General features: G+C 69.8%; 21 protein-coding genes and 1 pseudogene. 6 read left to right on the forward strand and 16 right to left on the reverse strand.

From position 1 onward, the window contains the following. Positions 1-350: 350 nt before the first annotated feature. The 11 genes from AB0P03_RS32215 to AB0P03_RS32265 form a co-directional block, all read right to left on the reverse strand. Entirely contained in the window at positions 351-1,091 is a 741-nt protein-coding gene (locus AB0P03_RS32215; protein WP_363632145.1) for a phiSA1p31-related protein, read from the reverse strand. Between the two features lie 395 nt (positions 1,092-1,486). Beyond that, positions 1,487-2,251: a hypothetical protein gene (locus tag AB0P03_RS32220; RefSeq protein WP_363632147.1), complete on the reverse strand. Its 765-nt coding sequence runs from the start codon at positions 2,249-2,251 to the stop codon at positions 1,487-1,489. Between the two features lie 416 nt (positions 2,252-2,667). Continuing rightward, positions 2,668-3,351, reverse strand: a complete 684-nt coding sequence (locus AB0P03_RS32225; RefSeq protein ID WP_363632149.1) for a hypothetical protein — start codon at positions 3,349-3,351, stop codon at positions 2,668-2,670. 992 nt (positions 3,352-4,343) lie between these two features. Beyond that, a complete protein-coding gene (locus tag AB0P03_RS32230) occupies positions 4,344-5,417 on the reverse strand; it encodes a hypothetical protein (protein ID WP_363632151.1) in 1,074 nt (357 codons plus the stop codon). Between the two features lie 348 nt (positions 5,418-5,765). Next, positions 5,766-6,218 (reverse strand): hypothetical protein, encoded by a 453-nt coding sequence (locus tag AB0P03_RS32235; RefSeq protein WP_363632152.1) that lies wholly within the window; start codon positions 6,216-6,218, stop codon positions 5,766-5,768. Positions 6,219-6,852: 634 nt separating this feature from the next. Further along, positions 6,853-7,899, reverse strand: a complete 1,047-nt coding sequence (locus AB0P03_RS32240; RefSeq protein WP_363632154.1) for a hypothetical protein — start codon at positions 7,897-7,899, stop codon at positions 6,853-6,855. A gap of 642 nt (positions 7,900-8,541) precedes the next feature. Next, positions 8,542-9,630 carry a hypothetical protein gene (locus tag AB0P03_RS32245; RefSeq protein WP_363632155.1) on the reverse strand — a complete coding sequence of 363 codons (1,089 nt, stop codon included), beginning with the start codon at positions 9,628-9,630 and terminating at the stop codon, positions 8,542-8,544. Positions 9,631-10,093: 463 nt separating this feature from the next. Beyond that, a complete protein-coding gene (locus tag AB0P03_RS32250; RefSeq protein ID WP_363632157.1) occupies positions 10,094-10,660 on the reverse strand; it encodes a hypothetical protein in 567 nt (188 codons plus the stop codon). Between the two features lie 311 nt (positions 10,661-10,971). Next, positions 10,972-11,577, reverse strand: coding sequence for a hypothetical protein (locus AB0P03_RS32255; RefSeq protein WP_363632158.1), 606 nt, complete (start codon positions 11,575-11,577; stop codon positions 10,972-10,974). A 376-nt stretch (positions 11,578-11,953) separates the two neighbouring features. Further along, positions 11,954-12,538 (reverse strand): hypothetical protein, encoded by a 585-nt coding sequence (locus AB0P03_RS32260; RefSeq protein WP_363632159.1) that lies wholly within the window; start codon positions 12,536-12,538, stop codon positions 11,954-11,956. Positions 12,539-13,049: 511 nt separating this feature from the next. Next, positions 13,050-13,868: a hypothetical protein gene (locus AB0P03_RS32265; RefSeq protein WP_363632161.1), complete on the reverse strand. Its 819-nt coding sequence runs from the start codon at positions 13,866-13,868 to the stop codon at positions 13,050-13,052. Between the two features lie 799 nt (positions 13,869-14,667). On the opposite strand from AB0P03_RS32265, the gene AB0P03_RS32270 reads away from it, so the two are divergent. Continuing rightward, entirely contained in the window at positions 14,668-15,117 is a 450-nt protein-coding gene (locus AB0P03_RS32270; RefSeq protein ID WP_363632162.1) for a hypothetical protein, read from the forward strand. Between the two features lie 35 nt (positions 15,118-15,152). On the opposite strand, the pseudogene AB0P03_RS32275 reads toward AB0P03_RS32270, so the two are convergent. The 5 genes and pseudogenes from AB0P03_RS32275 to AB0P03_RS32295 all read right to left on the reverse strand — a co-directional run. After that, positions 15,153-15,689 (reverse strand): annotated as a pseudogene (locus AB0P03_RS32275) (transposase); the annotation flags it as partial. A 226-nt stretch (positions 15,690-15,915) separates the two neighbouring features. Next, complete coding sequence (locus tag AB0P03_RS32280) at positions 15,916-16,458, reverse strand: hypothetical protein (RefSeq protein WP_363632163.1); 543 nt, start codon at positions 16,456-16,458, stop codon at positions 15,916-15,918. Between the two features lie 220 nt (positions 16,459-16,678). Next, positions 16,679-16,879 carry a hypothetical protein gene (locus AB0P03_RS32285; protein ID WP_363632164.1) on the reverse strand — a complete coding sequence of 67 codons (201 nt, stop codon included), beginning with the start codon at positions 16,877-16,879 and terminating at the stop codon, positions 16,679-16,681. Positions 16,880-16,916: 37 nt separating this feature from the next. Further along, the gene (locus AB0P03_RS32290) at positions 16,917-17,654 is read right to left on the reverse strand and encodes a hypothetical protein (RefSeq protein WP_363632166.1); all 738 of its coding nucleotides are present in this window, start codon (positions 17,652-17,654) and stop codon (positions 16,917-16,919) included. Then, a complete protein-coding gene (locus tag AB0P03_RS32295; protein WP_363632168.1) occupies positions 17,651-18,802 on the reverse strand; it encodes a hypothetical protein in 1,152 nt (383 codons plus the stop codon). The genes AB0P03_RS32290 and AB0P03_RS32295 overlap by 4 nt, the downstream gene beginning before the upstream one ends. 351 nt (positions 18,803-19,153) lie before the next feature. On the opposite strand from AB0P03_RS32295, the gene AB0P03_RS32300 reads away from it, so the two are divergent. Genes AB0P03_RS32300 through AB0P03_RS32320 form a run of 5 tightly spaced genes read left to right on the forward strand, consistent with a single transcriptional unit; the run spans position 19,154 to position 23,468 of the window. Then, the gene (locus tag AB0P03_RS32300) at positions 19,154-19,489 is read left to right on the forward strand and encodes a hypothetical protein (RefSeq protein ID WP_363632170.1); all 336 of its coding nucleotides are present in this window, start codon (positions 19,154-19,156) and stop codon (positions 19,487-19,489) included. A gap of 41 nt (positions 19,490-19,530) precedes the next feature. Continuing rightward, entirely contained in the window at positions 19,531-20,304 is a 774-nt protein-coding gene (locus AB0P03_RS32305) for a hypothetical protein (RefSeq protein ID WP_363632171.1), read from the forward strand. A gap of 49 nt (positions 20,305-20,353) precedes the next feature. After that, positions 20,354-20,566: a hypothetical protein gene (locus tag AB0P03_RS32310; protein WP_363632172.1), complete on the forward strand. Its 213-nt coding sequence runs from the start codon at positions 20,354-20,356 to the stop codon at positions 20,564-20,566. Continuing rightward, positions 20,566-21,930: a hypothetical protein gene (locus AB0P03_RS32315; protein ID WP_363632173.1), complete on the forward strand. Its 1,365-nt coding sequence runs from the start codon at positions 20,566-20,568 to the stop codon at positions 21,928-21,930. The genes AB0P03_RS32310 and AB0P03_RS32315 overlap by 1 nt, the downstream gene beginning before the upstream one ends. Positions 21,931-21,980: 50 nt before the next feature. Next, positions 21,981-23,468, forward strand: coding sequence for an SCO6880 family protein (locus AB0P03_RS32320; RefSeq protein WP_363632174.1), 1,488 nt, complete (start codon positions 21,981-21,983; stop codon positions 23,466-23,468). Positions 23,469-23,472: the final 4 nt, after the last annotated feature.

Consider the following 23,472-nt stretch of genomic DNA (forward strand, 5'->3'; position numbering starts at 1 on the left):
GACACACATGGCGGTGATCGTCGCGGATGCCTCGCCCGCGACGATCACCACCAGTGCATCACGCCACGAAGTTGATCAATTACCCAACACTTTCTCAGACGTCCGGTGTTGTAGGGGCCGGTGGTGGACCGGGCCGCACGCGATGCTTGAGGGCAACGGACGAGCCGCCGGCCCGGGACGGCGGCCAGGCACGGGGCGAACCCGATCGGGCCGGACGATGGACCGGGCCGCCGTCGGGCATCAGACCGCCCCCGGAGGGGCAGGGGCCGGAGCGCAGCGGCGCTGTTGCACGGCCGGGTCCGATGGCCCGGCCGCGCTCCTGCGGCCGGGCCGTCGTACGGGGGCGGGGGTCAGGAGAGACCCGGGACCGGCGCGAGGACGCGGAGCGTTCCGCCGACAGCCTCCAGTTCGGTCAGGTGCCCGCCGAAGGCGAGAGCCCAGAAACGGCGCTCTCCGGTGGTGGGCGTGCGGGGGGGGTGATGCTGACCAAGTCGCCCGTGGTGAGGCGGCGCGCCCGCCGCGGCCAGCAGTCGGCGTACTTGTCGGCGGACAGTCGGCGGCCGATCGCGTGGGCCTCCAGGGCAGCCGCCCGCGGGTTCAGGGCCTCGACGACGAACGTCAACGGCAGGCCAGGCAGGCCGGGATCCATGACCTGGGCCAGAACATGCCCGGGCCGGTAGGCGAAGTGACGCGAGGTGCGGCCACGGGACCCGGTGGTGACATTCAGGAACGCGGTGGCGGTGAACAGACCGGCGCAGGAGGCGGGAGTGGCGGCGGCCCGCGCAGTGCAATGTCAGTGGGCCCCACTCCTTGATGACCCTGGCAAGCGAGTTCAGGTACGCGTCCGCCGAACTGCTCACGTGCGGTGTCCCGTCTTCGGAGCTCACCGTGTCCTCGAAGAACCACACCGTGCCGTCGCGGTCGCTGTAGGAAGACCCGATGTCGTAGGTGGTGCCCTGGTAGACGATCGGGGTCCGGTCGATGACCGCCCGGGTGATGCCCTGCGGGCCGGTGTCCTGAAGGCGGGTCGAACGCAGGGGTATCTGTCCGTCGCGGTACCGGTGGACGTCCTTCTCGGGCGTCTTGCTCATGAGAGAGTTCTCCTGCTCGTGGAGTGGGTTGAGGGAAGGCGGGGCCGTCCCGCGCGCCGGGCCGGCGAACGCACTGGCGCCGGCATCCGCACGCCCCCACGGGGAAGGGAGGCGGGGAGGCAGCCGGGGGAAGCCCGCACGGCCAAAACAAGTCACAGCCGCCGGACGGGAACAGGGCACACCGTAGGGGCGGCAAGCGGCCGGTCAACCCCGGCCCGGGCGGCGAGGACCGGGGACAGGACGCGGCTTTCGGGGCGGGGGCCGCAGTGTGGGCGGCTCCAGGCCGGTGACCGGGACGGACGCCCCGCCGACGGCGGTCAGAAGCAGGTGGTGCTGCCGCTACAGGGACAGCCGCCGGCCCCGGGCGGATGCGGGCCCGAGACCGACGGCGGGAGTCAGCCCCGGACCGGGGGCCAGGTCAGCTCGGGGAACATCCGGCGGACCTGGGCCTCTGCCCAGGGGTGAACGGTGTCCCATGCGTCCTGGCCGGGCTCGGCGGCCCAGAAGTGCCAGCCGTTTGCGCATCCGGCAAACTCGCGGGCGAGCACCTGCATGACGTCTTGGACGGTCAGCAGGGGCGGCAACGGGTCGCCGCCCTCAAACGGCTTACTGAAGGCGGCGTAGAGCTTGGCGGCGACGGCCTCGGCATCCATGACGGCGGTGGCGGTCACGGACAGTGCCACGGTCCCGCCGATCGCCCGGCGCCAACGGTAGGAGGCGGGGACCGGGTCCGGTGCCGGGCTGCGACCGGCGGTCTCGACTGCGGCCAGGGTCTGCAACCGGGCGGCGGCCGGGCGGCGGGCGGCGAACAGCCGGAAGCACGCGACGACCGCGCTGAGCAACTCGGAGAACTCGACGTCGAACCGGGCGGGGTGACGACGCTGGCCGAGGTTAGGCGACTCGTACAACACCACCTCGTCGCCGCGTCCCTCGGTGTGGCTGGTGGGACAGTAGTGGGCCCGCAGACCGCTGAACTCGGCGATCGTGCCCGCGAGGTTGCTGCTCACGTCGGACATCAGCACCTCGCCACAGCCGTCCAGAACGGGCATGACCAGGTAGTGCGTGTCAAAGCCGCCGTGGCTCTCGTAGCGGATGCCGCGCTGGTCCAGGACAGCGCGGATGACGGTGGCGAGCGTGTCGCCGGGGTTCCACATACTCATGAGAGCTCCTGCTCGTCAGATGGGTTGATGGGTGCGGGGCCGCCCCGCACCCGAGCCGGGGACTGCGGAGTGCCGGGGCGGGCGGGGCACCCGGGGAAAGCCCTGACGGCAGGAACAACTCACGACCGCCAGGCGGGAACAGAAGGCACCATAAGACCGGCAGGCAGCCGGTCAACCCCGGACCGGAACAGGCGGGTCGGCAGTTCGGGGCGCGCCGACCCTGTCCCCTTCTGGCTGCCGGACACCCGGGCAGCGACACACCCCGCCCCACGCCCCTGCCGGCTGCGGCACCCGCCCCAACACCGGACACCGCCCCGAGGCCGGACACACACCAGCGCCCCGCCCCCACGAACACGGGGACGGGGCGCAGCAGCCACCCGCAATGGGCCGGTGTGGGAGGCGTCGGCCGGAGGCCGTTACTCGCCGCCGGGGTGGAACGCCGCCAGCGCCTCGGGCAGGAGCCGGGTGTAGATGCCTTCCAGGCCGCTGGGAGCAATCAGGCTCCAGGAGAACGTCCTGGCATCAGCGTGGAACTGCCCCCGCCCAGGGTGCGGGGCAGCATATGGACGCAGAACACCGACCCCGTAGACCCCCAGCGTCCCGTCGAGGAGTCCACCTTGCTGCTCCTCGGCGGTGTCCGGCCCGTATGTGTCGAACTGGTCGTCGGTGACGACGGCGAGCACGGGGCTGAGGTCGTCTTCGTCACGGCCGAGGAAGCTGCGCCAGTAGGCGAGGTCGGCCATCGCCTCGGCGCGGCTGGAACGGGTGTTGACGTAGCGCACGGCGTCGCGGTGGTCGGTGATCTCTTCGGTGTCGTGCAGCCACGCCTCGAACCGGTGTTCCGTGTTCATACCGACACCGCTGTGGCGGCGGCGCAGGAACCCGAACGGCTCGCCGTCGACAGGGACGGGGTATCGCAAGGTACAGACCTCGCAGGTGATCCCGGCGTGGCGCAGGAAACGCTGCAGGTGAGGAAAGCGCGCGAAGCGGGTGCCGCAGTTGCAGCAGGTGTACACCTCCCAGTTGGAGGGGCTGGCGACCGTATCGTGACGGCACTGCGGGCACTGGTAGGACTTGTTGCTGTACCACTTGATGACCATCGGGACTTCCTTCTGTGATCCGGGGCGCCATGACGGCAGGCGGGCAGGAAGTGGGGCCGTCCCGTACCCCGGGCCGGCGAACGCGGGGTGCGGGACGGCGGCGGCACCTGCAACCCGCCAAGGGGAAGGAACGGGGAGGTGCAGGGGAAGCCCGCGCGGCCGGAACGACTCACGGCCGCCGGGCGGGAACAGGAGACACCGTAGGAACAGCTGCGGGCCGGTCAACCCCCACCCGAGGGTGGGCGGTCGGCGGGGCGGGGCGCAGCGGTGGTGCCCCGCCCCGGGGCGGGTTCAACGGTCCTGTGCCGGGCCGGGCGGGGGACGGTTCCGGATCGGTCGCAGGCCGGGCAGAGGCGCGCCGTGTCCTCGTTGGTGTGCGTGGTCTGGCCCCGGCCCCGACGCGCCGGGCAGATGCGGCCGGTGGCCAGTCCCCGGACCAGGTCGGCGCACTCCAGCGGCCAGTAGCGGGCCAGCAGGAGAGCGGCGGCCTCGGCAAGAATGAGGCGGCGGTGCTTGACGGGTACGGTGTCCAGCGGGTCGGACGCCGGCGGGTGCGGCGTCTCGGCGGCCCTGGCGGGGCCCGGGGCCGCGAAGTGGGCGGTGCGGCGCTGTGCCGTGGTGGATGCGTGTGTGGCGGCCGGCGGGTACCGGGGAAGCCCGGCCGCCCGGACCAAGGGGGCCGGGCGGCCCGCACCCGGGGATGGGGACGGGACGAGGGCTGCGGCGACACCTGCGACCCACCCCTAGGCGGGCAGAGGAGGGCGGGCTACCGGGGAAACCCACGCGACCGGGAACAAGACGCACGGGCACACACGGCCGCCGGGTGGGAACAGGGCGCGCAGTAGGAGCGGCTGCTGACCGATCAACCGCGGGCGGGGACGGGCCCGGCCCTGGGCCGACAGTGGCTGGGGCGCAGCGGCAGGGCGGGCGGCGCCGCACGGCCACTTCGGTGGGGCGGCGCCGGGAGTTACAGCCTGAACGGGAGAGGGGGTTCAGGCGCGATCGGCGGGCTCGCCGCCCCGCTCGTCCTCGGGCTCGTCGTCGGCGCATGCCGTGCGAATCGCGGTGGCGGTGGTGACGACGTCACCCCCGAATGCCCCGCGCAGGTCGGCGATCGAGAACCCGTCGGGGAACGCCTTGATGTCGAGTTGCCAGGCTCGGTGGGCGTCGAGGTCGTTACGGTCAGCCACGTTTCCTGCAGCGAGCAGGTGCAATCGGTGGACGGCGCCGCCCCAGACGTACTCGGTGACGTCTTCGCGGGCGGCCATGTCCGGGAACAGAGCCGCCAATACGGCGGGCCTGCGCTCCGTCGGCGCGATCGCCCCGCACGCCAACGCGTCGGCGTACAGGAGCATCGCCTCCGCGACCGGCTCGCGGACCGCACCCACGATCTGCTGGAGGACCCGGTGCAGCGCCGGAGACTGCTCCTGACCGGCGGTGTCGGCGTAGTGAGCCGGGCGGCAGAAGGGACATTCCTCGCTGTCGTGGTAGGCCTCGGCGACGTACGTCACCCAGGCCCTCACCGCGGCCGGGGTGCCGGGGGGAAGGTCTGTCGCACATTCGAACCAGTGGTGCGCGAGGTCGTCGCCGGGTGCGGTGACCTGGTGAACGACCACCCGCCCGCAGCGGATCGAGGAGGCCATCAGGGCGTCGGTCAGCAGGGTGCCGTTGTGCCAGGCGGCGGTGGTCAGCCGGGCTTCGTCGATGTCGTGCAGGAGCAACATGTCGATGCGGCCCGGGCCCTGGGGGGCGAGCTGGTCTCTCATCCGGGCGACGGCGGCCACGGCCTGCTCGCCGACGCGCAGGAGAGTGGTGCCGTGCACGGTGCGCTCGGCCTGTTCGGTGCCGCTGGTCGCGGTCAGGATCAGGTCGGTGCCCGGTCCGTCGAAGGGCAGGCCTGGCTGGGTTGCCGGCTCGACGGTGACGCTGAAACCGTCGGTGTGCCACAGGGCCGCGGGCCGGTCCGGCCGGGTGCTCCAGTCGCGGCCGAGCTGGCCCGCGAGGAAACTCGCGATGTCGGCCGGGCCGGGAGTGGTCGAGTAGGGGTCGTAGACGGGCTGGGACATGGTGCCTCCAAAGGGGGTATGGGTTCCGGGGTGTCGCCACGCGCCGGGACAACGTGGCCGCCCTTGTGTCGGGACGTCTGGTGGGTGCGGCGGCCGGGACCCTGCGAGGGGGTGCGGAGTCCCGGCCGCCAGGCAAGGGCACGCGGGCCGTACTGGTCGAGTACGGCGCTGTCGACCCGAATGCTGCCGGAGTGGGCTGGGTTGGGGTAGTCGTTGGGCCAACCACGCAGAAGGAAAGACGAGTTGAGGACCGGACGGCCGGACGCCCGGGGGGCTGGTCGGGGCATCGTCCGGAGGTTGACGGAACCTCCGGACCGGTTGTACCCCGCACCCGGATGCGGGTGCGGTTCAGTGGGCTTGCCGGGCGTGCGGGAGCCTGAGGGGCTCGTTGATGCACGGCAGTTCGGTGAGGTCGCCGCCGGGGGCGAGGGCGTAGTAGCGACGGGGGCCGGTGGTGGGGGTGTGGGGGGTGATGGTGACGACGTCGCCGACGGCCAGGCGGCGGATCCGCGCGGGCCAGTAGGCAGCGTTGTGGTCGACGGCCAGGCGCCGGCCGACGGCGGCGGCCCGGCGGGCGGCGGTCAGCGGGCCGGGCGCGGGGATGGTGAACGTCAGCGGCAGGGCGGGCATGTCCGGGTCGACGGCCTGCACCAGGCTGTGCCAAGGCTGGTAGCCGAAGTAGTTCTCGGGCCAGCCGTGGGGACCGGTGGTGATGTTGAGGCAGGCCGAGGCGGTGAACAGGACGGTCGCCGGGGCGGTAGCGGTACGGCGGCGCAACAGGGTACGGCGGTGTGCGGGCATGATGGGGCTCTCCCAAAGCGTCGTGAAGGACGAGGTGGGAGAGCCCGTCGTGCGAACGACGACGGTGGCGCGATGACGGCCGGTGCGGTACGCCACGATGGCGGCCCGCTCGTGGTACGGCCGCAGCGACCGATGGTGTGCGGCACGGCCGGGACGGTGGTGTACAGCACAGCAGCCGGGCCGGGGCGCTCTCCCGGGAAGGGAAAGTAGCCACGGGATCGAGCCGGTCAACACCCCAACCACACTGGTTTGCGAAGCCGTTCAGGCCGGACGGCCCGGCAGCAGGCCCTGCCCTGTACCGGGCCTCCCCCCTCCAGGAGTCGGAGGCCGCGGACGGCACGACGCGGCATCGCGAGAAGGGCAACAGAACTCACACGCGGGGTCAGGAAGGCGGGACAGTGAGACGACCGGAATCCGAGAGTGCCGGCACCCGGATGGAACGGCGGCGGAGTGCGCCGCAATCGGCCGGGCGCCATTCCACGCCAGCCGGACCAGCATCGTGGGGACGTCCATCACGTTCGCGTCCTCCATCTGGATCTCGGGCGGCTAGCAAGTCCACGATGGCCTGCGGAACCTCCACGGACACCATGTGGTCCCGGTGCAGTTCTATCTCTCGCAGCGCCCGCTCCCGGACCTACATGTTGCACGTCGCCTTCTGCGTCTCCTCCCGCTCCTGGCGCAGCTGCGGCAGCTTCTGCTCCATCTGCGCGCGTGCGTCCTTCACCACGGGCGTCTGGTCCGCCAACACGGTCACGCCCTGCTCCAGGCAGCCCCATTCCGCCATCACGCCGTGGGACAGCGGGGCGTCCAGGTCGACGGACGCCATGTCGTGGTCCCCGTAACCGTCAGCCATCAGCCGAACGTGGCGCAGCACACCGGTGCGGCCGGTCGGCTCGATCCGCACCCGCTGACCGATGAGGTCCTTGGCGTTCTCGGCCGTGACCGACTGCTCTTCTCGCAGCTCCCGCTCCGCCTGCAGGATGCGCTCTCGGTTCCAGGAGCCGACCGGGCGGGTGGCGGTGCCGGACCGGACGGTATCCAGCCGATCGGGCTGGCCCAGTCGGGTCGCGATGAGGTGGTCGGTCCAGCCCCGGCTGTTCACCAGGTCGTACCGGTTCATGACATCCCAGGCCGCCGGAAACGCGGCGACCTTCCCAGCGTCGTCCACGGGGGCCTTGGAGCGGGGGGCATTCTTGGCGGCCGTACTGGCCTTCGCACGGGCGTTGAACTCGCCAGGGGGCGGGGCCCCAACCTCGTCCAGCAGCTTCGCCGGTTCGCCGGCGAGAGCCTGGTTCCGGGCTTCGGACTCATCGTCGTTAGCCATGTAATCCAGGGACTGGGCAATGGCCTCGAAGTAGTCCATCAGGTCACAGGCCTGGGTGGCAGTCAGCCGCACCTTGACCTTCCGCTTGCCCTTCGCGGAGTTCACGGCGGCGATCAGTCCCCGCTCCGACTGCCGATCGCTCTCGCTGCGGTACGACCGCTCCTCCAGGTACAGGTCCACCTGGTCGCGGGTCAGGACGACTTCCACGTCTTCCAGCGTCGGGATCTGGGTCTTCTCGGTGGCTGCGGGCGCCTCCAGCGTCAGCAGGACGTTGGTGATCTCTGCATGCGCTGGGGTGGCGGTGTCGTAGAACATCGCCCCGGCGGTGGCAGACAGCTCGGCGATCGGGTCGGTCACGGGGTTCCTTTGGGTCGGTGTGGGTGGGGCCGTTGGAAGGGTGAGGGGCTCGACCCGGGGCGGCCGGGCAGCGGGGTGCTTCCCATCTGACGTGTGCTTCGGGTGGCTGGCCGGAGCCCGGCGGGGTCTGCAGGGCTTCGCGTTGGAGTGGAGTTGTAGGAGGCGGCCGGTCGATGTCCGCAGGGCGGGCCGGCAGGCGCGAAGCGCAGTGCACCGGGTGGCTTCCCGGTCGCCTACGGGTGGTGGGGGGAACGGCACCCGCGCTGACACGAAGTCCGGCCGTGCAAGGCATGTGAGGCATCCAGTCGGCTCGAGCCGGCTGGACTCCGCTCTCCGGGCAGACTGCCCGGAGCGATCCCCTGACCCGGAAGGTAGCCATGCGCCACGTCCGGTCAAGCCCTCCGCCGAATCCGGGAACCTGCGGTGTTTGCGGCATGACGAAAGCCCGGACAGCGACGAACCCGGCGCCCCAGATCCAGTCCAGGGCGCCGGGCGGGCAAGAGGGTGGTGCTGACGATGGGCAGCGGTGGGAGCGGGAACGGCCGAGCCGCGGCTGCCTTGCTCTGCTGGCGGTGTGTGGCGCCGCGAGGCGGCCGGGCCCAGCTCTGCGGGCGCAGCGCGGGGTGTCCGTCCCCGGACCGGTCAGACCGCCACTATGGCGGCCGTCGGTGTTGCGCTCGGTTCGGTCGCCGTGCCAAGCGCTGTCCGTCGCCACACTGTGATGGTGCTCGGGTCCTCTCGGACCACGGTCCAACTGTCCGCTGCGAACACCTCGGCATGCGCGTCTGACAGGGCGGTCGCCAGCTCTCGTCCGGCCCTTTCCGCGTAGGCGGTGTCCGACGCGGTCACGCTCACCCGGTCGTGCAACGCGGCGAAGGCGGCGAACGGGGTGTTGTCAATGTTGACGGTGCCGTCTCGCAGGTGGGGCGGAAGCTGCGGGTGGACCCGGTGTCCGATCGTGCCATGTTCGGTGTTCTCACGGGAGAACCCTCGAGTCCACAGTAGGTCCCGTGCCGCCTGGCTCTGGGGGGTCTCCGGGCGTAGTCCGTCGCGATCCCCGATAGGCCGTTCTCCCTCGCGCACCAAAACGCCGTAGCCCGTGCCGTACAGGCTGGGCGCGTCCTCGTTGGCGTTCAGGCCTTGGGCGCGCAACGCGGCAACTGCGTCCCGGACTCGCTCCACCTGTGTCGCGTGGGAGAACGTCAGGGTGATGGCCTCCGATGCGATCGTGAGGCGGTACCGGTCCGGAATCTCCCAGTAGGGCGGGAGCACTCCGGCTCGGGACAGGCCGTGTGAGGGGAGGGCTTGTGCCACGTCCAGCGCAAGTTCGCACGGCTCGCCGGAGACGAGCAGGGACTGTACCCGCCTTGTGCGGGTCCGCGAGGACTCGGAGGACATCACCGAGAAGCCGACGTCCCGCAGTAGACCGGCGCATTCGTCGAGGAAGCGGTTGCGCATGTTCCGGACGATCCGGACGCGGCGGGCCGGCAGGCCGGCTTCGTCGGTGGCTCCGTCCTCGTACCACTCCACGATCACCTCCGCGCAGTGGTCGCGAGGGGTGGCGACGGCGCCGACCGTGCAACGCAGGTTCCTGGCCTGGTGGGCCTTCTCGGAGGCGAGGTCGGCGCGGGTCATCTGGGTGTCGGCCAGCACGTCGAGTATGGCTCGGACGGACGGGGAGACGGTGTGCTCGGGCAGGCATCCACGGACGACAGGTGATGAGGTGAGCATGAGTTCTCCAGTGTGAGAAAGAGTGGGAACGCAGCCGCGCCTGCTGGGAGGGGTGATGGCTGGCGTGTAGCGCTTGCTGCGGCGGGTCGGGACTGGGCGCAACGCCCGTCCGGGCTGGCGCGTAGACCTCGTCGGCGTAGTCGGCGCCCGGCGGAAGCGGGGCGACGGTAGCGGTTTCGCAGAGCTGAGCAAGCCTGGCAGCTACGACCGCACTGCCTTGGGCCGGGCCCGGGACGCCGGCGAGTGCGGCCTTCCGCCGCACCGGGTGGTCGGGCCTCGCGGTGGGCAATCCGGGACCTGCTCGGTGCCGGGATCGGAAGTGGGTGACGCTCCGTGGGCAGTCTGATCGGATTCGCTTCGGGCGTCCGATCGCCGTGGTCGTCCTTGTCTAGCGTGTGGTGGTGCCTCGGTTTGACCGTGTTCGGGGCGGTGCAGCTTCGACGTACTCGTTTTGTCGCGCTGGTCAGATGCGGAAGGTCGCCGAGCTGCCGACCAACGCCACGAGGGATTCCCTGGGTGGAGGATCAATGTGGATGAAGGCCCTTGGCGACACAGCGAGGTGGTGCCTCCGGCCGAAGGGACAGGTGATGTGCAGGACGTCGCCTACCGCTACTGAGCGGAGGTCGCGGGGCCACTCCACCCCCTTGTCGTCGACGCCCTGGCGGTTACCGATCTCGAAGGCTCGTTCGGCAGCGGGCAGCAGGCCCTGGGCCGTGACAGTGAGAATCAGCAGAGGGCTGCCGTCGGTCGGGCTGGCCACCGCCAGCTCGTGTCCCTTCTGGAAGCCGTCGAAGTTGACCCTCCTCCCGTCCGGGCCGAGGGCGACGTTCAGCAGGACCGCGACCTGGTAGGAACCTGGCTCAGGACAGACGAGGGCGAGGCTTGACGCGGCGCCGGGTATCCCCGCGCCGGGTCGGCGGGGTGCGGCCAGACGCAGCGCTGCCAGGTGTCGCCGGCAGGGGCGTTCCGGAGGGAGGCCACGCAGGCGGCGAGGGAGGTTGTCGGGGAAGGGTGGCACGGTGAACTCCACTTCAGGGAAGGTGATTTCTGGCCGGGAGGTGCTGTGTGGTTGCCGCTATTCGGAGTGCGGGCCGGCCTGCGGGCCTCCGGGTACCGGGGGGCGTGCTGGCGCCGGTATGCCGGGGTCTGAATCAGCGGGGCCCCGAAGCTCCCATAAGCCAGCTTCGGCCTCCGGGTAGCCGAGGTTCAACCGTTGCGCAACGTAAGGCCGGTTGATGGCCAGTCAAGAGCTTCCGCAAACGGGGTCGGTCGGTGGGCGCCGTACCGCACCCGCTCCCCCAGGCCGTGTGTAGCGGAGAGGAGCGGGCAGGCGGTGGCTGATCAGCTGGCTTCGGCCGCCGGGTGGACGGCCCAGGGCCCCGTGGTGGCAGGGTCCAGACGGACTCGCAGCGGGTCCTGGCCCGACACCGGGTTGCGCAGGGTGAGCTCGACGAACGCGGCTGGCAGGATCTGTTCGACAGCGATCACAGGTGAGTCCCGCACGTAGAGCCGCGGACGACCGACGTGGCAAGCATCGATGGGGTCGGCAAAGCCGGTGTAGGTGTTCTGGGGTTTGGTCCCTGCTGGTGCCGCGTTGTCCGGGATGAGTTGATCGGGCGTGGCGGTGGGGTGGTTCTGCAGCGATGCGACGATCCCGGCCACAAGGGGTGCAGGATCCGTGTCACCGGTGGTTCGACTGTCGTAGGCGAAGGCCAGGACTTCGCCGTCCCGGGCGTGAAGCAGGACCTGGTAGCCGTTGAGGTGGGCGTCGGGTCCGGAAGGCATCTCGGAGCGGGAGATAGCAAAGTAGATGCCGCCAGGTCCGGGGACGATGACCTGGTCGCCGGCGGCGGTGCCGTCGGAGAACTTGGCCTCCGCGGTGAGACCGGCTGCGCCGAGGGCAGCGAGCGTCTGTGTCAGGTGTGGGTGCGGGCGCTTGAGGTTCATGGATGGTGGTGCCCTTCCGGGGATGAGTCGGGAGCTGAGCGCCGGGTGACGTACGGGCCGCCGTGAGATTCCGTGTGGACGGGAGTGCTGCGCGGCCTCGCTGAGCAGCAGACGGTCCCTGTTTCCTGTGGCGCCTCGGCGCTCGGGCTGTGGCGCGGGGCGCACCATAGTGGTGTGCGGGAGCCGGTCAAGTCCGGAGGGCGATCTGGTTCCTGGTCCCGGGGTCTTGGAGAACCCGCGCTGGGCTGCGGCTTGGTGGGTGCCGGTTGACGTGCAGCCGGCAGCACCGTGGGTGGTGGTCGGGTTGGCACGGCGCCGCGTGGCGCGGGGCCGTGTGTTCGGCCGTCGTGGTGGCCTGACGGCCCTGCCGGTGAGGTCAGCGTCCGATCGAGTTCGCGTAGACGGCCAGTGCGCGACGGACAGCGGCCGTCCCGGTGTAGTCCGCGACCTTGGCGCCGCCGTCGTGGACGAGTTGGGCTCGCAGGATCCGGCCGCTGCGGGCGCCGACCGTGATCGTGCCGCACAGGGACTGCGTCCCGGCTTTGGCGTCGAGGTAGACGCGCCACGTACCGCGGTAGCGCTTGGAGCGTGTCGGGTGCAGGCCAGCCTGGGCCGCCAGGGCGATGACCTGTTGGGTGACGCGAGTCGCGTGGCCGGGTTCGGGCGCGGAAGATTGCCTGGCGGTGTTCGAGGATGCCCTGCCGGTGCCGTTGCAGTGGCCGCACCGGCCGTCCTGATCGAGATGGGCACGGCGGTAGGTACTAGCCTCGGCCTCGGCGAGTTGGCGCAGCCAGTCGGCGTGGCCGGGCTGCAGCTCGACGCGGTGCTGCTGCCCGCTCGCGGCGTCGGTGATGGTCAGTACTACAGCGCCGGTCGTGTCCTCAGGGTCGGACGGGTAGTCCTGGAAGAGCTCCCGGAGGGCGTTGGCGGCCCGGAACACCCGTTCGGTTGTCGTATTCATCTGCTTCTCCTTCCTCAGACCCGCTTCGGTGCCGGCCTGGTGGGACGTCGTGCCCGTCGGATACTCCGTGGGCTCCGGCCGCAACTCAGAGCGTGGCGGCGGTCCGCACAGTAGAGGGATCAGACGGGCGTTCAAGGAGGGTCATCGGTCGGCTTGGGAGGCGGCCCCGAACTGGCGCTACTGGGGGTGGCCAGCGTGTACGTGCCGGGGTGCCGTCCCCGGTTGCCGTGGCCGTGGCGGTGGGAACGATGCCGGGGGCTTGCTCATGGTCGTCAGGTCTGCTGCAGGAACGCCTACTTCCCAACACCTCTTGCATCTTTGGCCTGTGTTGGCGGATGGCGGGACGGCCTACGGATTCGGGGCTCTCCTGCGGCCGTTCTGACGGGCTGGTCGTTGGCGAGGAGTGTCTACCCGCCCGGGTGAGTTCGGCCGGGGCGGACTGCTTCGGTTTCGCCGAGCTGAGGGGCCAACGACGGCGTTGGGGGCGCCGCCTGGTCAGCGGCGCCCCGCGTTAGTGGGCCAGCTTGGGGATCAAAGCAACGGCAAGGTCCAGGCCGGTGGTCACGGTGAGTTGGAGACGGGCCCCGGGGGTTTCGCGCTGGGGAGCGGGAAGGTGAAGGCGCATTATGGGGGCGGTGTCGGCCAGCTGGCCGAGTACGGTGGTGTCGTAGGTATCGGTGCCGAGGCGAGCTTGATTGGTGAGAGGCCTCAGATTGGGATGGGCCGCGGCGATCCGCCGTCCGACAGGGCCGTGAACCGATCGGATCGTTCGCCAGGGACGCTGCCTTGGCGGGCTCAGGAACAGCGGGAGGACGCGCTCGGCTGCCGCCAGGGTCAACGGCGCGATGACGGTCACCGCGTGGCCGTCTCCACTAACGGTGGCGGATGCCGTAGCGTACCGGGAATGCGGCCAGCGGGCGTCGTCGCCCCGCCAAGTAAAGGCCCCGATGGCGGAATCGGGCACGGCCATGACGATGGCCTGCTGCGCCCGAATACGGCGACTGGCCCGCTGGATGTCGTTCTCGGCGCGAGCGGCTCGCTTGTCGAGGTCCGGCAGGACGGTGCACAGAGCTTCGGCTGCTAGCCTTTCCGGACCGGCTTGGGAGTTGGGCACGTAGACGTGGGCACCGATCGGAAACGGGCCACCGTTGTAACCGGCCACGATGACCGAGGTCCCGTCCTGGCCGACAAGGATCCGGCGGAAGCCGTCGGTCAGCGCCGAGGCCGGGTTGTTGTTGAAGACCACGTAGGGCTCCTTCTCGTGCGCCCAGGCTCGGGTCGCGATCGTGGGAAGTTCGGTGGCCATCTGTTGAGCGAGAACATCGAGCATGCGGGAATCTCTCCTCGGGATTGGTAGGGCGGGGGTTCACCGGAGGCACGCCGGGCCGCGCCGGGCCCGGCTCAATGCATGGGGGTCTGTGGCCGTTCCCGCCTGCCCAGTAGGGCGGGTATTTCCAGGCCAGAAGGCTCCTGATCCGCCCTCGGGTTGGTCATATGAGGGGTGTCCTACGGACCGCTGCGGCTGCCGCCGGTCAATGGGGCTGACGGTCCCGTATCTGTGGGACCGCTGCTTGTTGCGGCGACGGGTCGTCGGGTGACCGCCTCATGTGGGAGGAAGGTAGCTACCCGGGTCCGCGAGTCAACCCCCACCGGCCGGCACCGTGCAACGTCAGGTGAGCCGTTCCTCCTCCGCACGCAGCAGGGTGCGGACGGGGGTGGAGCCAGGCGCCTTCCGCCTCGTAGGGAGTCTGTCCGTCGGCCATGGCACGGATCAGGGGGATCTGCTCGGCGTAGATGCTCCCTGCACGGTCCAGGTCGGCGATCGCCCGGGCCAGCGGCCTCTGGACGACGACCGACCTTGGACGGCCGGTAGGCCCGAAATGCGGACGAGGCCTTGACGGTGCCAGATATGATGATCACCCTGGCGGCAGGAGCGCGCCGTACCTCGATTCGGGTGGTTCGGATGGAAACGTGGCAGAGCCTCTCGGGGATGGCGGCCCAGCGACTGGCGGCCGCGTCCTCCAGCGGCTGAGCGGCTGCTGGGTGCGCACGAAGCGCTGCCCGAGAACGAGCAGGCGTCCTTCACCCTGAGCCTGCGTCCGCTGCTGAACTCCGTCTGGGAGGGCGCGTTGGGCGACATGACGGCCTTCAAGGCCGTCAACCGGGCGATGACCGGCTACATGCTCAGCGAGTACTGCCACATCGACGGCCAGGACGGCCCTGACGACGCCGACGAGGACGCCGCATCGACTGTGCTGCTCGCGGCGGAAACCTACCTGTACGGACTTGCGGAGTTCGCCGTCTGGGCCAGCCGCCGCGCGGTGGAGGTCGTTCATCGGCGTGCCGAGCCCCACTCGCCCGAGCAGATCCTCGCGCACATCCACGACGGGGCGCACCTTCCGGACCTGGAGAACGCGCTGGTCCCGAATCTGCTCGCGGAACTCCGCCACCAGCTTCGCGACCTCGACCTGATCGCGGGCCGGGCTGAGGACATTCGACACTCCGAGCTTGGGCTTCCGATCGACGTCTCGGTCCGCCTACGCGTCGAGCTGTACGGTCCGCTCTCCGTGCGGGGCTGATCCGCCCGGGCCAGGTTCGCCAGGACGCCTTCGGGTCATGTGGCAACTGCCTCTGTCAGCTGGGCGGCTGTGGGAAAGGCGGTGCGCTCGTCGAACCGTTCGTGGTGCTGGAGGCAGTGCTGGAGCTGGCCGAGAAGTCGGCTGAAGAGATGGCGTTGGGCGTCGGCGTGCCAGTCTCCGTGTTCGCGGCGGGCTCGGTGGTGAGCGCCGGCACCTGGTGAGGCGGTGAGGGCGGAGAACGCCCAGAGGTAGCCGACGTGGTTGAGGCGGTCGTTCTTGACCATGCGTCGACCGATGTGGTTCATCTTCCCCGAGGCGCGGGCGACCGGTGCGGCCCCGGCGTAGGCCTTGAGGCCGCGGGTGTCGGCAAAGCGGGTGCGGTCGTCGCCAGCCTCCGCCAGGACGCGGGCCGCGAGCTGGGTACCCAAGCCAGGGAAGGACAGCAGGATCTCCGCATCAGGATGCTGAGGGAAGAGCTCCTCGACGGCCTGAGCGAGTTCGTCAGCGGCCTGGCAGATGGCGTCGAGCTGGTGCAGGAGGGCGCGCATCTGCTTGCCGAGGGCTTCCTCGACGAGCTGAGCCTGGACGACTTGGTGCGCGGCCCGGCCGGCAGGCGCCGCGGCCTCGCCGGGCGTCGGTCCTCATCGCGGCGGCTGTTGCCCCGGCACTGTCTGCTTGGGATATGAGGTGGCGTACGGTTTGCCGCAGCCGTGAGAGCTGTCGCTTGAGCGTCGCGCCGGGCATGGCGCCGTGCGGTCTGCTGGTCCATGGGGCTGGTGTCCGGACCGCCTCGGGTGGCTAGGGTTCGTCGTGCCAGAGTGCCTCGAGGTCGGTGAGCATGGCGTCTGTCGGGCCGGGCGTTCGTTCTTCGTCGACGGTGTCGAGGATCCGACCGACTCTGCCGATCTTCAGGTCGTGTTCGAGCCCGGCCAGGATCCGATGGTCGTTCAGCCGGTCCTGCAGCGATTGCTGCCGCGCCGTGCGTCGGCGGGCGGCCTGGTCCGCCAGGCCGCGAACATAGGTCTCTGGACCGATCACGCCTCTGTCCAGGTTCTGCTGGAGTTCCCGGTGTTCGGCTTCCTCGTTGGCCTGTTGCTGCTGGGCTGCAGCTTCCTGCCGGGCCTGGTCGAGTATCTGCTGTTCCCGGCGGAGTTGCTCGAGGCAACCGCTTTCGGGGTGTTGCGTCAGTGCGGCGAAGACCTGTTGCACTGCGTTGCCCATGAGGAGCCGTTCGTGCCAGCCAGACGCCCTGGTGGCGTAGAGGATGTCGCCGACGGCGGTGGAGAGCCAACTGTAAGTGGTGTCGCCGACGGTCGCACTGCCACTGGTGGGGTCACTCATGTCGGGCTCCAGGCGGTCGGGGCCGTCCCGGGTGCGGGTGGGCGGTCAGTTGGTGCAACTGCTGCGGCGGCCGTGGGCCGACGGCGCCGTCCAGGATCCCGCGCCCCGCGCCGGGTATCGAGGCCCGGCCGAGGCGCCTCCCGTTCCGCGGAAGGCACTCCAGAGAGATCCCGCGTGGCGAGATCGGCGGCCGCGCCGCGTCACGGCTCCGGGTGTGGGCTCAGCGTCGCCGGCGTCTGCCGTGCGGGGGGAACACGAAGGCGAGGACGACACCCGTCGCGACGACTGCGATCGGTGCGAGCACGTTCGGGAAGCTCGCTGCGGGGTTGCCCGTGTTCCAGAGGGCACCGGCTGTGAACATGCCCACGATGACCAGCAGGTGAGGACCGTATCGGATGACCTTGAGCGTGATCGGTGCCAACCAGCGCATGGTGTGGCCCCCCTTTCCGTTCGAAGGTCTACGGTAGCGCGGGTCGGGCTCCGCCGGTGAGGTGTCCTATCCGTCGGCGGACTGCGAGGACGGTGGCGTTGGTCTCGGGGGTGGGGGCGATGGCGAGGAGCATCGCCAGGAGCGGCTGTCCGCAGGCGATGGCCTCGGTGTCGGGGACGTCTCTCCAGGAGGCGGCGGCTTGGCGGGCGCTGGTTCGTGCGGGCCTGCTTTCAGGTCCTGTGGTCTTCGCCCATCCCTCGGCGATGTAGGTCCACAGCTCTGCGGCGTAGCGGTAGTCGCCCGTCATCCACGCGAGGTCGGCTCGTACCCCGGCTGTGGTGAGCGTGGCGGGGTGGCGCTCTCCGTGAGAAGTCGTCAGGTCGGCGAGGATGCGGTCGGCTCTGGCGGCGGCTTGGGCGAAGTCGTGGGCGCGGCCTGCCTCGTACACCGCTTGCAGGGCCTGGTCGGGTTCGGGGGGTGTCCGTCGCTGGTCGGCTAGGGGTGCGGTGGAGGGGGCGGGTGGGGAGAGTGGCTCTCCTGGGGCCAGGAGGTTGGTGCTCCCGTCCGGGTTGATCTGCAGTCTGAGGTGCTGTTCGGTGCGGGTGTCGTGGATGTCCGCCGCGAGGGGGGCTCCTGAGCCTGCCGCGTCGAGGGTGAGTTGCTGCAGGACGGCGTGTTCCGGGTCGATGCCGGGCGGGACGTGGAGGGGTTCGCCGTTGATGAGGGCGGTGGCGTCCGGGCTGATGCGCACCTGGGTGTCGGTCACGTCGTGCCTCCGGGGACAGGAAGGGTACTGGCGCCGCTGGCGGACGGGAAGGCCGGTGCGGCCCAGCCGCGGTAGCGCATTCGCCAGGTTCCGTTGGTGACGTCGGACCGGGGCCGGATGCCGATCGTGCCGTAGCCGGCGATGTCGGTGCTGGCGACCATGTCGCCCCCGAGGTAGAGGGCGACGTGGCCGTATTCACTGCCACTGTCGTAGAAGAGGAGTGCGCCGGCGGGTGGTGAGTTGTCCCCGGGGTGGGCGTCGCCGCTGGCGACGAGGCGTTGCCAGTGCACGTTGGCGGAGTCTGACCCGGAGGATCCCCAACCGTAGGTTTGCGCCACGAAGTTGTCGCAATGGTTATGGAAGTCGGATCGGCCGCTAGCCGTGCCTGCTCGCGCGGCCGCGATGGCCTGGGTGGCGGTTCGAGGGTTCTTGGCGGTGAAGTCCGCGGCGGGGTCCGCTGCTGTGTCCGTACTCGAGGAGGGTTGGCAGCCGGCGAACACCGAGGTGACGGCGGCGGTCCCCCAGGTGGTGCTGACAAGTCCGCCGGCGCTCTGTTCCCACTTGGCGTAGGCATCGGGAAACCCGGAGCCCTGTACGGCCTGAGCGACCTGGGTCAGCGGCCGTGTCTGCCAGTTGTTGGTCTTGATGAGGCTGTCGTAGAACTTGTTCGAGGCGTACACCGGGTCGGTGATCTGGGCCGTGGTTCCCCAACCCTGGCTGGGCCGCTGTTGGAAGAGCCCGATGCTGTCCCGGTCACCGTGGTCGAGGTTCTCCAGCGTCGACTCCTGCATCGCGGTGGCGACGGCGATGACCGCCGCTCGGGGGCTGAGCCCACGGGTCCGTGCGACGTTGGTGATCGTGGACGCGTTGCGGACTTGCCGCTCACTCCAGGAGGGGTTCTGCTGCGGGCCCTGGGGACTGATCGGTACGACGACCGCGGCGCCGTCCTGCCCGACGGGCGGCTCCCATCCGGTGGCGGAGACCGATGTGCCCGCGCCCTGGGCGCCGCTGCCGACGGACGCGAGGGAGCCGGTACAGGTCACGGCGTTGGCATTGGCGCTGGCTCCACCCATACCTCCAAGGAAGACCAACAACAGGCCTGACATTGCCACGGGCACGACAGCGAGCATCGAGGCGCTCTTCTTCACCGCCTCACTCTGTCTTGCGAATCCGCGCAGGTCTCAGGGAGTTCGGCGTAGTTTCCGGGGACCGGGATTTCCATGCCAGAGTTCCCGCCCTGCGGATTCCACGGCGCCTCCCGTCAATCCGGCATGCCATCAGACGGCCTGAGCGCGTGTAATGGCGGGGCCAGGCACGTTGGCTGTGAGGTCCGGGGCATCGGCCAGGGTTCGGCAGGCGTTTCGGTGGCTTCCGAGTCGGCTGGACCGGGAATGTGTGCCTGATCTCCCTGCCTGGCGACCTGCCTCTTTTCTGAGGCGCTGATCTTTCATCAGGGGATCTCCCGCGCAGCGCGGGAGGCAGGGGAACAGGGTGGGCATATGGGACTGCAGGACGTCAGCCTCGCGGCTGACCCGCCACCGAAGCACGGCGGGACGGTGGACGGCCTGGTCACCGGGCTGGCCCCGGACTGGGGCCCGTTCGCATCAGTCGGCACAACGGCACGAACGGTCATCCAGGCCATCATGGCGGCGGTGATTCTGATCCTTCTGGGGCGGGCCCTGATCGGCGTGATCCACCTGAAGGTCGGGAACTCTCAGCATGACACGGTCCAGGTCAAGCAGGGGCAAAAGGAGCTCGCGGGAAGTCTTATCGCCGCATTCATTGTGGCGTCCATCGGAACACTGTTCACCATTGTTTACGGAATGGGCATCTGATGCCCCGCCGCACTCCTGCCGCCAACGATGGCGGTACACGCGTGCTGCGCGACGAACAGCCTCCGCCGAAGGCGCCGACCCCGTTTCGGGGTCCCTTGATGATTCTCGGGGCGATCCTACTTTCGGTGGTTCTGGGGGCCATTTTGATAGGCCGTGGCCAGGGCGGCTCCGGCGGCACTGCGGACAACCCGACGCCTTCCGGAAAAGCGAGCGAGGCGGCGGGTGGTTCGAGCTTGGCCGGGGCCGGCGCAACCGGCCAAGCAGCCGCGTCAAGGCTGGTCGAAGGTGTCCCGGTCGGCTACAGCAACTCACGGGAAGGGGCGGTTGCCGCGGCGGTCAACTATGAGATCGCGCGGTCGAGCACGCGCTATCTCACTGACTCCACGGCCCGTGAGCGCATCCTCAACACGATCATGGCGTCCGATGCCGCGGCCGGCCAGATCAAGGACGACAACGCCGCTGCTGCCCGGTTCTCCTCGGCCCTGGGGCTGACGGCCGACACCGCCGACAAACTGATCGCGCGGGCGTCCGCCCTCGGGTCCAGGGTCGTCAGCTACTCGCCCCAGGTGGCCACGGTCAGTGTCTGGATGAGCGGCATCGTCGGCTTGCCGACGGCCAATGCCCCGGTCCCCGTCTCGGCTTCCTGGACGACCTACACGATCGCCCTCGTCTGGCACGACGGCGACTGGAAGGCGTCGTCGATCTCGGTCACGCCCGGTCCGACCCCGCTGCAGTCGACCGGCCAGCAGCCCACCTCGGTGGACGTCTTCTCCTCAACGGACAAGGATTTCGATGCGCCTCCCTACGTGGGCTGACACACCGCTGCGCCGCGGCGTACTCGCGCTGGGCTGCGCCCTTGCTGCGATGACGACCGTCATCGCAGCCCCGCCTGCCCAGGCCAATGGCATCTCCGACGCCCTCTGCAAGGTCCCCTTCGCGGATGTGGTGTGCGGCGCCGTCGAGGGCGCCAAAGAGATCGTCGACTTCGCCAAGGATCCGCTCGGCTATGTCGCCAAAACGATTTCCAATTCCGTCGTCAGCGCCATGACCTCTTTGACCGAGGACCTCACACGCTGATGGGTATCACCCAGATCGACTGGAGCAACGCCGGCTTCATCCGGACTTACACCATGGCCTTCGGCGCCTCGGTCTTCCTGACTGTCGTGCTCTGGCTCGTGGCCGTCGCGAAGCGGGCGTTCCAAGGCGTCGATCCCCTGCGGGCGCTGGGCGAATCCATCGGATACCTCCTGCTGTCCGTCATGACGTCCGCCTTCGCTCCGCTGGGCATCGCCTACATGACCCAGGTCTTCGACGGCATCGCGGACGCGATGCTGGCACCTGTCGGCTGGGACCTGGTGAAGATCGGGGCGGTGCTCGGAGGCATGCTCGCCATCCTGTGTTTCATTCCGGGGGGCGCGGTCATCGTCATCGCAGTCGGTTTCTTCCTGCTGATGGCGATCCTTGGTGTCTGGCTCGAGCTCATCGTCCGCAACGCCCTCATCTACACCGGTCTGGTCTTTGGCCCCACCGTCTTCGCCGGGCTGGTCGACAGGGACCTCTGGGGCCACAGCAAGCGGTGGTTCGGGATCCTCGCAGGGATCATCGCCTCGAAGTATGTGACCTTCACGACCCTGGCCCTCGCCAGTGCGCTGCTGGCCGAGCAGAAGAGCGACAAGGCCAGTATCGCCCAGGCGTTCGGAACCATCCTGACGGCACTGGCCCTTCTGTTCCTGGCCCTGTACCTCCCCTTCCAGGTCGCCAGGTTCGTGCCGATCCTCGGCGACCAGGTCCAGGACGTCTTCAATTCGCGCAAGCAGATGGAGGGCGGCCTCTCCAACGCTGCGCAGTCCGCCAGGTCTAGCTTCGGTGAGATCAAGTCCAAACTCGGAGGCTCCTCCGACGACGACAGTGAGGCCGGTTTCGGCGACGGGGCCGAGGGCGCCGCCGCCGCTGTCGGCGGCGAGGCGGCACCGGGCGGCGGTCTAGCGAGGGCTGCCGGGGATGGCGGGCAGGAGGTCGAGGCCGCCGCGATGCGCGGGGTGGACGGAGCCACCGCCGCAACTGAGCAGGATGACAGCCAAGGCGACGAGACGGCCGCCGTCGACGGTGCTGCAGGCTCGCCCGACCAGACCCAGGGCACTGACGGTCAGACGCAGAACGTGGACGAGCAGGCACAGCCCGGCTCGGCCGACGTGCCGCAGGCCGAGGACCCGCAGCAGGACCCCGTCGCCGGTGCGGCTTCGCCTGACGACGGCCCGGGCGCAGGCCCGTCGGAGTCTGTGGGGGGTGGGAGCTTGTCGGGCGGCACCGCCTCGGGTCCCGCCCGATTCGGTGAGGATCCGGCGCCGCTCGCCGACGCGGCCCTGTCAGTTTCGACGGCGCCAGCCGAGACCTTCTCGGATGGCAGTCCGGTGGAGGAGCCCCCCTACGACGGTGAGTGAGCCAGGAGCCGGCCAGCAGAAAACACACCCGCCATCCTTCAGGAGTGACGATGCCACGAACCTTCCTCTTTCCCCGCCCTCGGCCGCGCGGGCTGCTGGGCCGCCGTCTCGAGATGGACGAGCAGGTGGTGCTCGCCGCCGGTGTGCTGGGCGGGCTGCTGTTTCTCTGGGTGGCGCCCGGCATTCCGCTCAAGCTGCTGGGCTTCGCCGTGACGGCGGGAATCTGCGGGTGGGCGACGCTGGCCCCGTGGCAGGGCCGGACTTTTCTGAAGTGGTTCGAAATCCGGCGCACGCACCGCCGGTTGCTGCGTGATGGGCGCCTGCTCTACAGGTCCGTCGCACCGAAGGTAGGCCGGCACGGGGACGGCAGCCCGATGAAGGTGGCACCGCCGCCGGGTATCCCGGACGTGGAGTGGATCCGCGCCCGCACCGCCTACGGGGACCTGGCGATCCTGCTGCAGACCGACGAGGCGATGTTCACGGCAGCGATCGAGGTTGAGGGTCAGAAGAACTTCGGCGGCCTGGATGCGGAGGACAAGGAGGCACTGGTCGGCGCGTGGGAGTTCCTGCTGAAGTCGAACGCCGACTCCGTCGGGCGCATACGCCGACTGCAATGGGTCAGCCGGGTGGTGCCGACCGATCCGAACGCCCATGCCCGAGACGCCCATGCCCGACGCGACCCGTCCGCCCCGCAGTGGCTCCACGACTCCTACGACCAGTTGCTGCGCATGGTGGCGATCTCCGCCGAGGACCGGCGTCTGCTGATCGTCGTGGGGATCCCCTACGACGCGGAACTGGTCGCGGAGGCCCTGCGGTACCGCACTCTGCACGAGGGCTTCGGGATCGTGCTCGGCAAGGAGCTCGAGGAGTTCATCCGGCGGCTCGGTCTCGCGCAGTTGCGGTGGGTGCGCAACCTGGATGAACCGTCGCTGGCCAGTTGGTTCCACCACAGTTACGACCCGAGTCACTGGATCAACGACACCCGGGGCATGGACCGAGCGACGGCGTGGCCATCAGAGGTCGACGCGCGGGATCCGGCCGTGATGCTTTCCCGCAGCTGGGAGGGCACCGAAGCCTGGCACAGCGTCACCGCCTGGTGGAAGCAGCTTCCCGTGTTGCCGGTCGGTGTCAACTTCCTGGCGCCGCTACTGCTGTATGTCCAGGATGTCATTTTCACGGTCTCCGTAACGATGGACCTGGTCACCAGTGACGAAGCGCTGCGTGAGGCGATGGCGGACGTCACCAACGAGATCGGGCAAGCGGACAGCAAGGCCGGCAAGGTCAACGACCCGCGGGAGTCCAAGGACCGGCGTACCGCCACGGCCACGATGCACGACATAGCCAACGGTGCCGCCGGCGTTCGCCTTGCCGGATGGGTGACCGTCACCGCGCCGAACGCGGAGAAGCTGCGCCAGCACCGCGACCTGCTGCGGGCCCAGGCCACCCGCGCCAACCTCAGCCTGGAGTGGTGCGATCACGAGCACTTCCGGGCCCACGCGAACACGCTGCCGCTGGCGGGCGGCCTGCTGAAGGGCTGAGGGG

Source organism: Kitasatospora sp. NPDC088779 (genome assembly GCF_040685395.1).
In the GTDB taxonomy this organism is placed as follows: domain Bacteria; phylum Actinomycetota; class Actinomycetes; order Streptomycetales; family Streptomycetaceae; genus Kitasatospora.

What these genes read in the sequence shown, in the direction of transcription:
- AB0P03_RS32255 (WP_363632158.1), bottom strand. Translation starts at nt 11,577, where the DNA reads ATGAACCTCAAGCGCCCGCACCCACACCTGACACAGACGCTCGCTGCC.
- AB0P03_RS32225 (WP_363632149.1), bottom strand. Translation starts at nt 3,351, where the DNA reads ATGGTCATCAAGTGGTACAGCAACAAGTCCTACCAGTGCCCGCAGTGC.
- AB0P03_RS32315 (WP_363632173.1), top strand. Translation starts at nt 20,566, where the DNA reads ATGGGTATCACCCAGATCGACTGGAGCAACGCCGGCTTCATCCGGACT.
- AB0P03_RS32215 (WP_363632145.1), bottom strand. Translation starts at nt 1,091, where the DNA reads ATGAGCAAGACGCCCGAGAAGGACGTCCACCGGTACCGCGACGGACAG.
- AB0P03_RS32245 (WP_363632155.1), bottom strand. Translation starts at nt 9,630, where the DNA reads ATGCTCACCTCATCACCTGTCGTCCGTGGATGCCTGCCCGAGCACACC.
- AB0P03_RS32265 (WP_363632161.1), bottom strand. Translation starts at nt 13,868, where the DNA reads ATGCTCGATGTTCTCGCTCAACAGATGGCCACCGAACTTCCCACGATC.
- AB0P03_RS32260 (WP_363632159.1), bottom strand. Translation starts at nt 12,538, where the DNA reads ATGAATACGACAACCGAACGGGTGTTCCGGGCCGCCAACGCCCTCCGG.
- AB0P03_RS32235 (WP_363632152.1), bottom strand. Translation starts at nt 6,218, where the DNA reads ATGCCCGCACACCGCCGTACCCTGTTGCGCCGCCGTACCGCTACCGCC.
- AB0P03_RS32220 (WP_363632147.1), bottom strand. Translation starts at nt 2,251, where the DNA reads ATGAGTATGTGGAACCCCGGCGACACGCTCGCCACCGTCATCCGCGCT.
- AB0P03_RS32230 (WP_363632151.1), bottom strand. Translation starts at nt 5,417, where the DNA reads ATGTCCCAGCCCGTCTACGACCCCTACTCGACCACTCCCGGCCCGGCC.
- AB0P03_RS32300 (WP_363632170.1), top strand. Translation starts at nt 19,154, where the DNA reads ATGGGACTGCAGGACGTCAGCCTCGCGGCTGACCCGCCACCGAAGCAC.
- AB0P03_RS32280 (WP_363632163.1), bottom strand. Translation starts at nt 16,458, where the DNA reads ATGAGTGACCCCACCAGTGGCAGTGCGACCGTCGGCGACACCACTTAC.
- AB0P03_RS32310 (WP_363632172.1), top strand. Translation starts at nt 20,354, where the DNA reads ATGACGACCGTCATCGCAGCCCCGCCTGCCCAGGCCAATGGCATCTCC.
- AB0P03_RS32320 (WP_363632174.1), top strand. Translation starts at nt 21,981, where the DNA reads ATGCCACGAACCTTCCTCTTTCCCCGCCCTCGGCCGCGCGGGCTGCTG.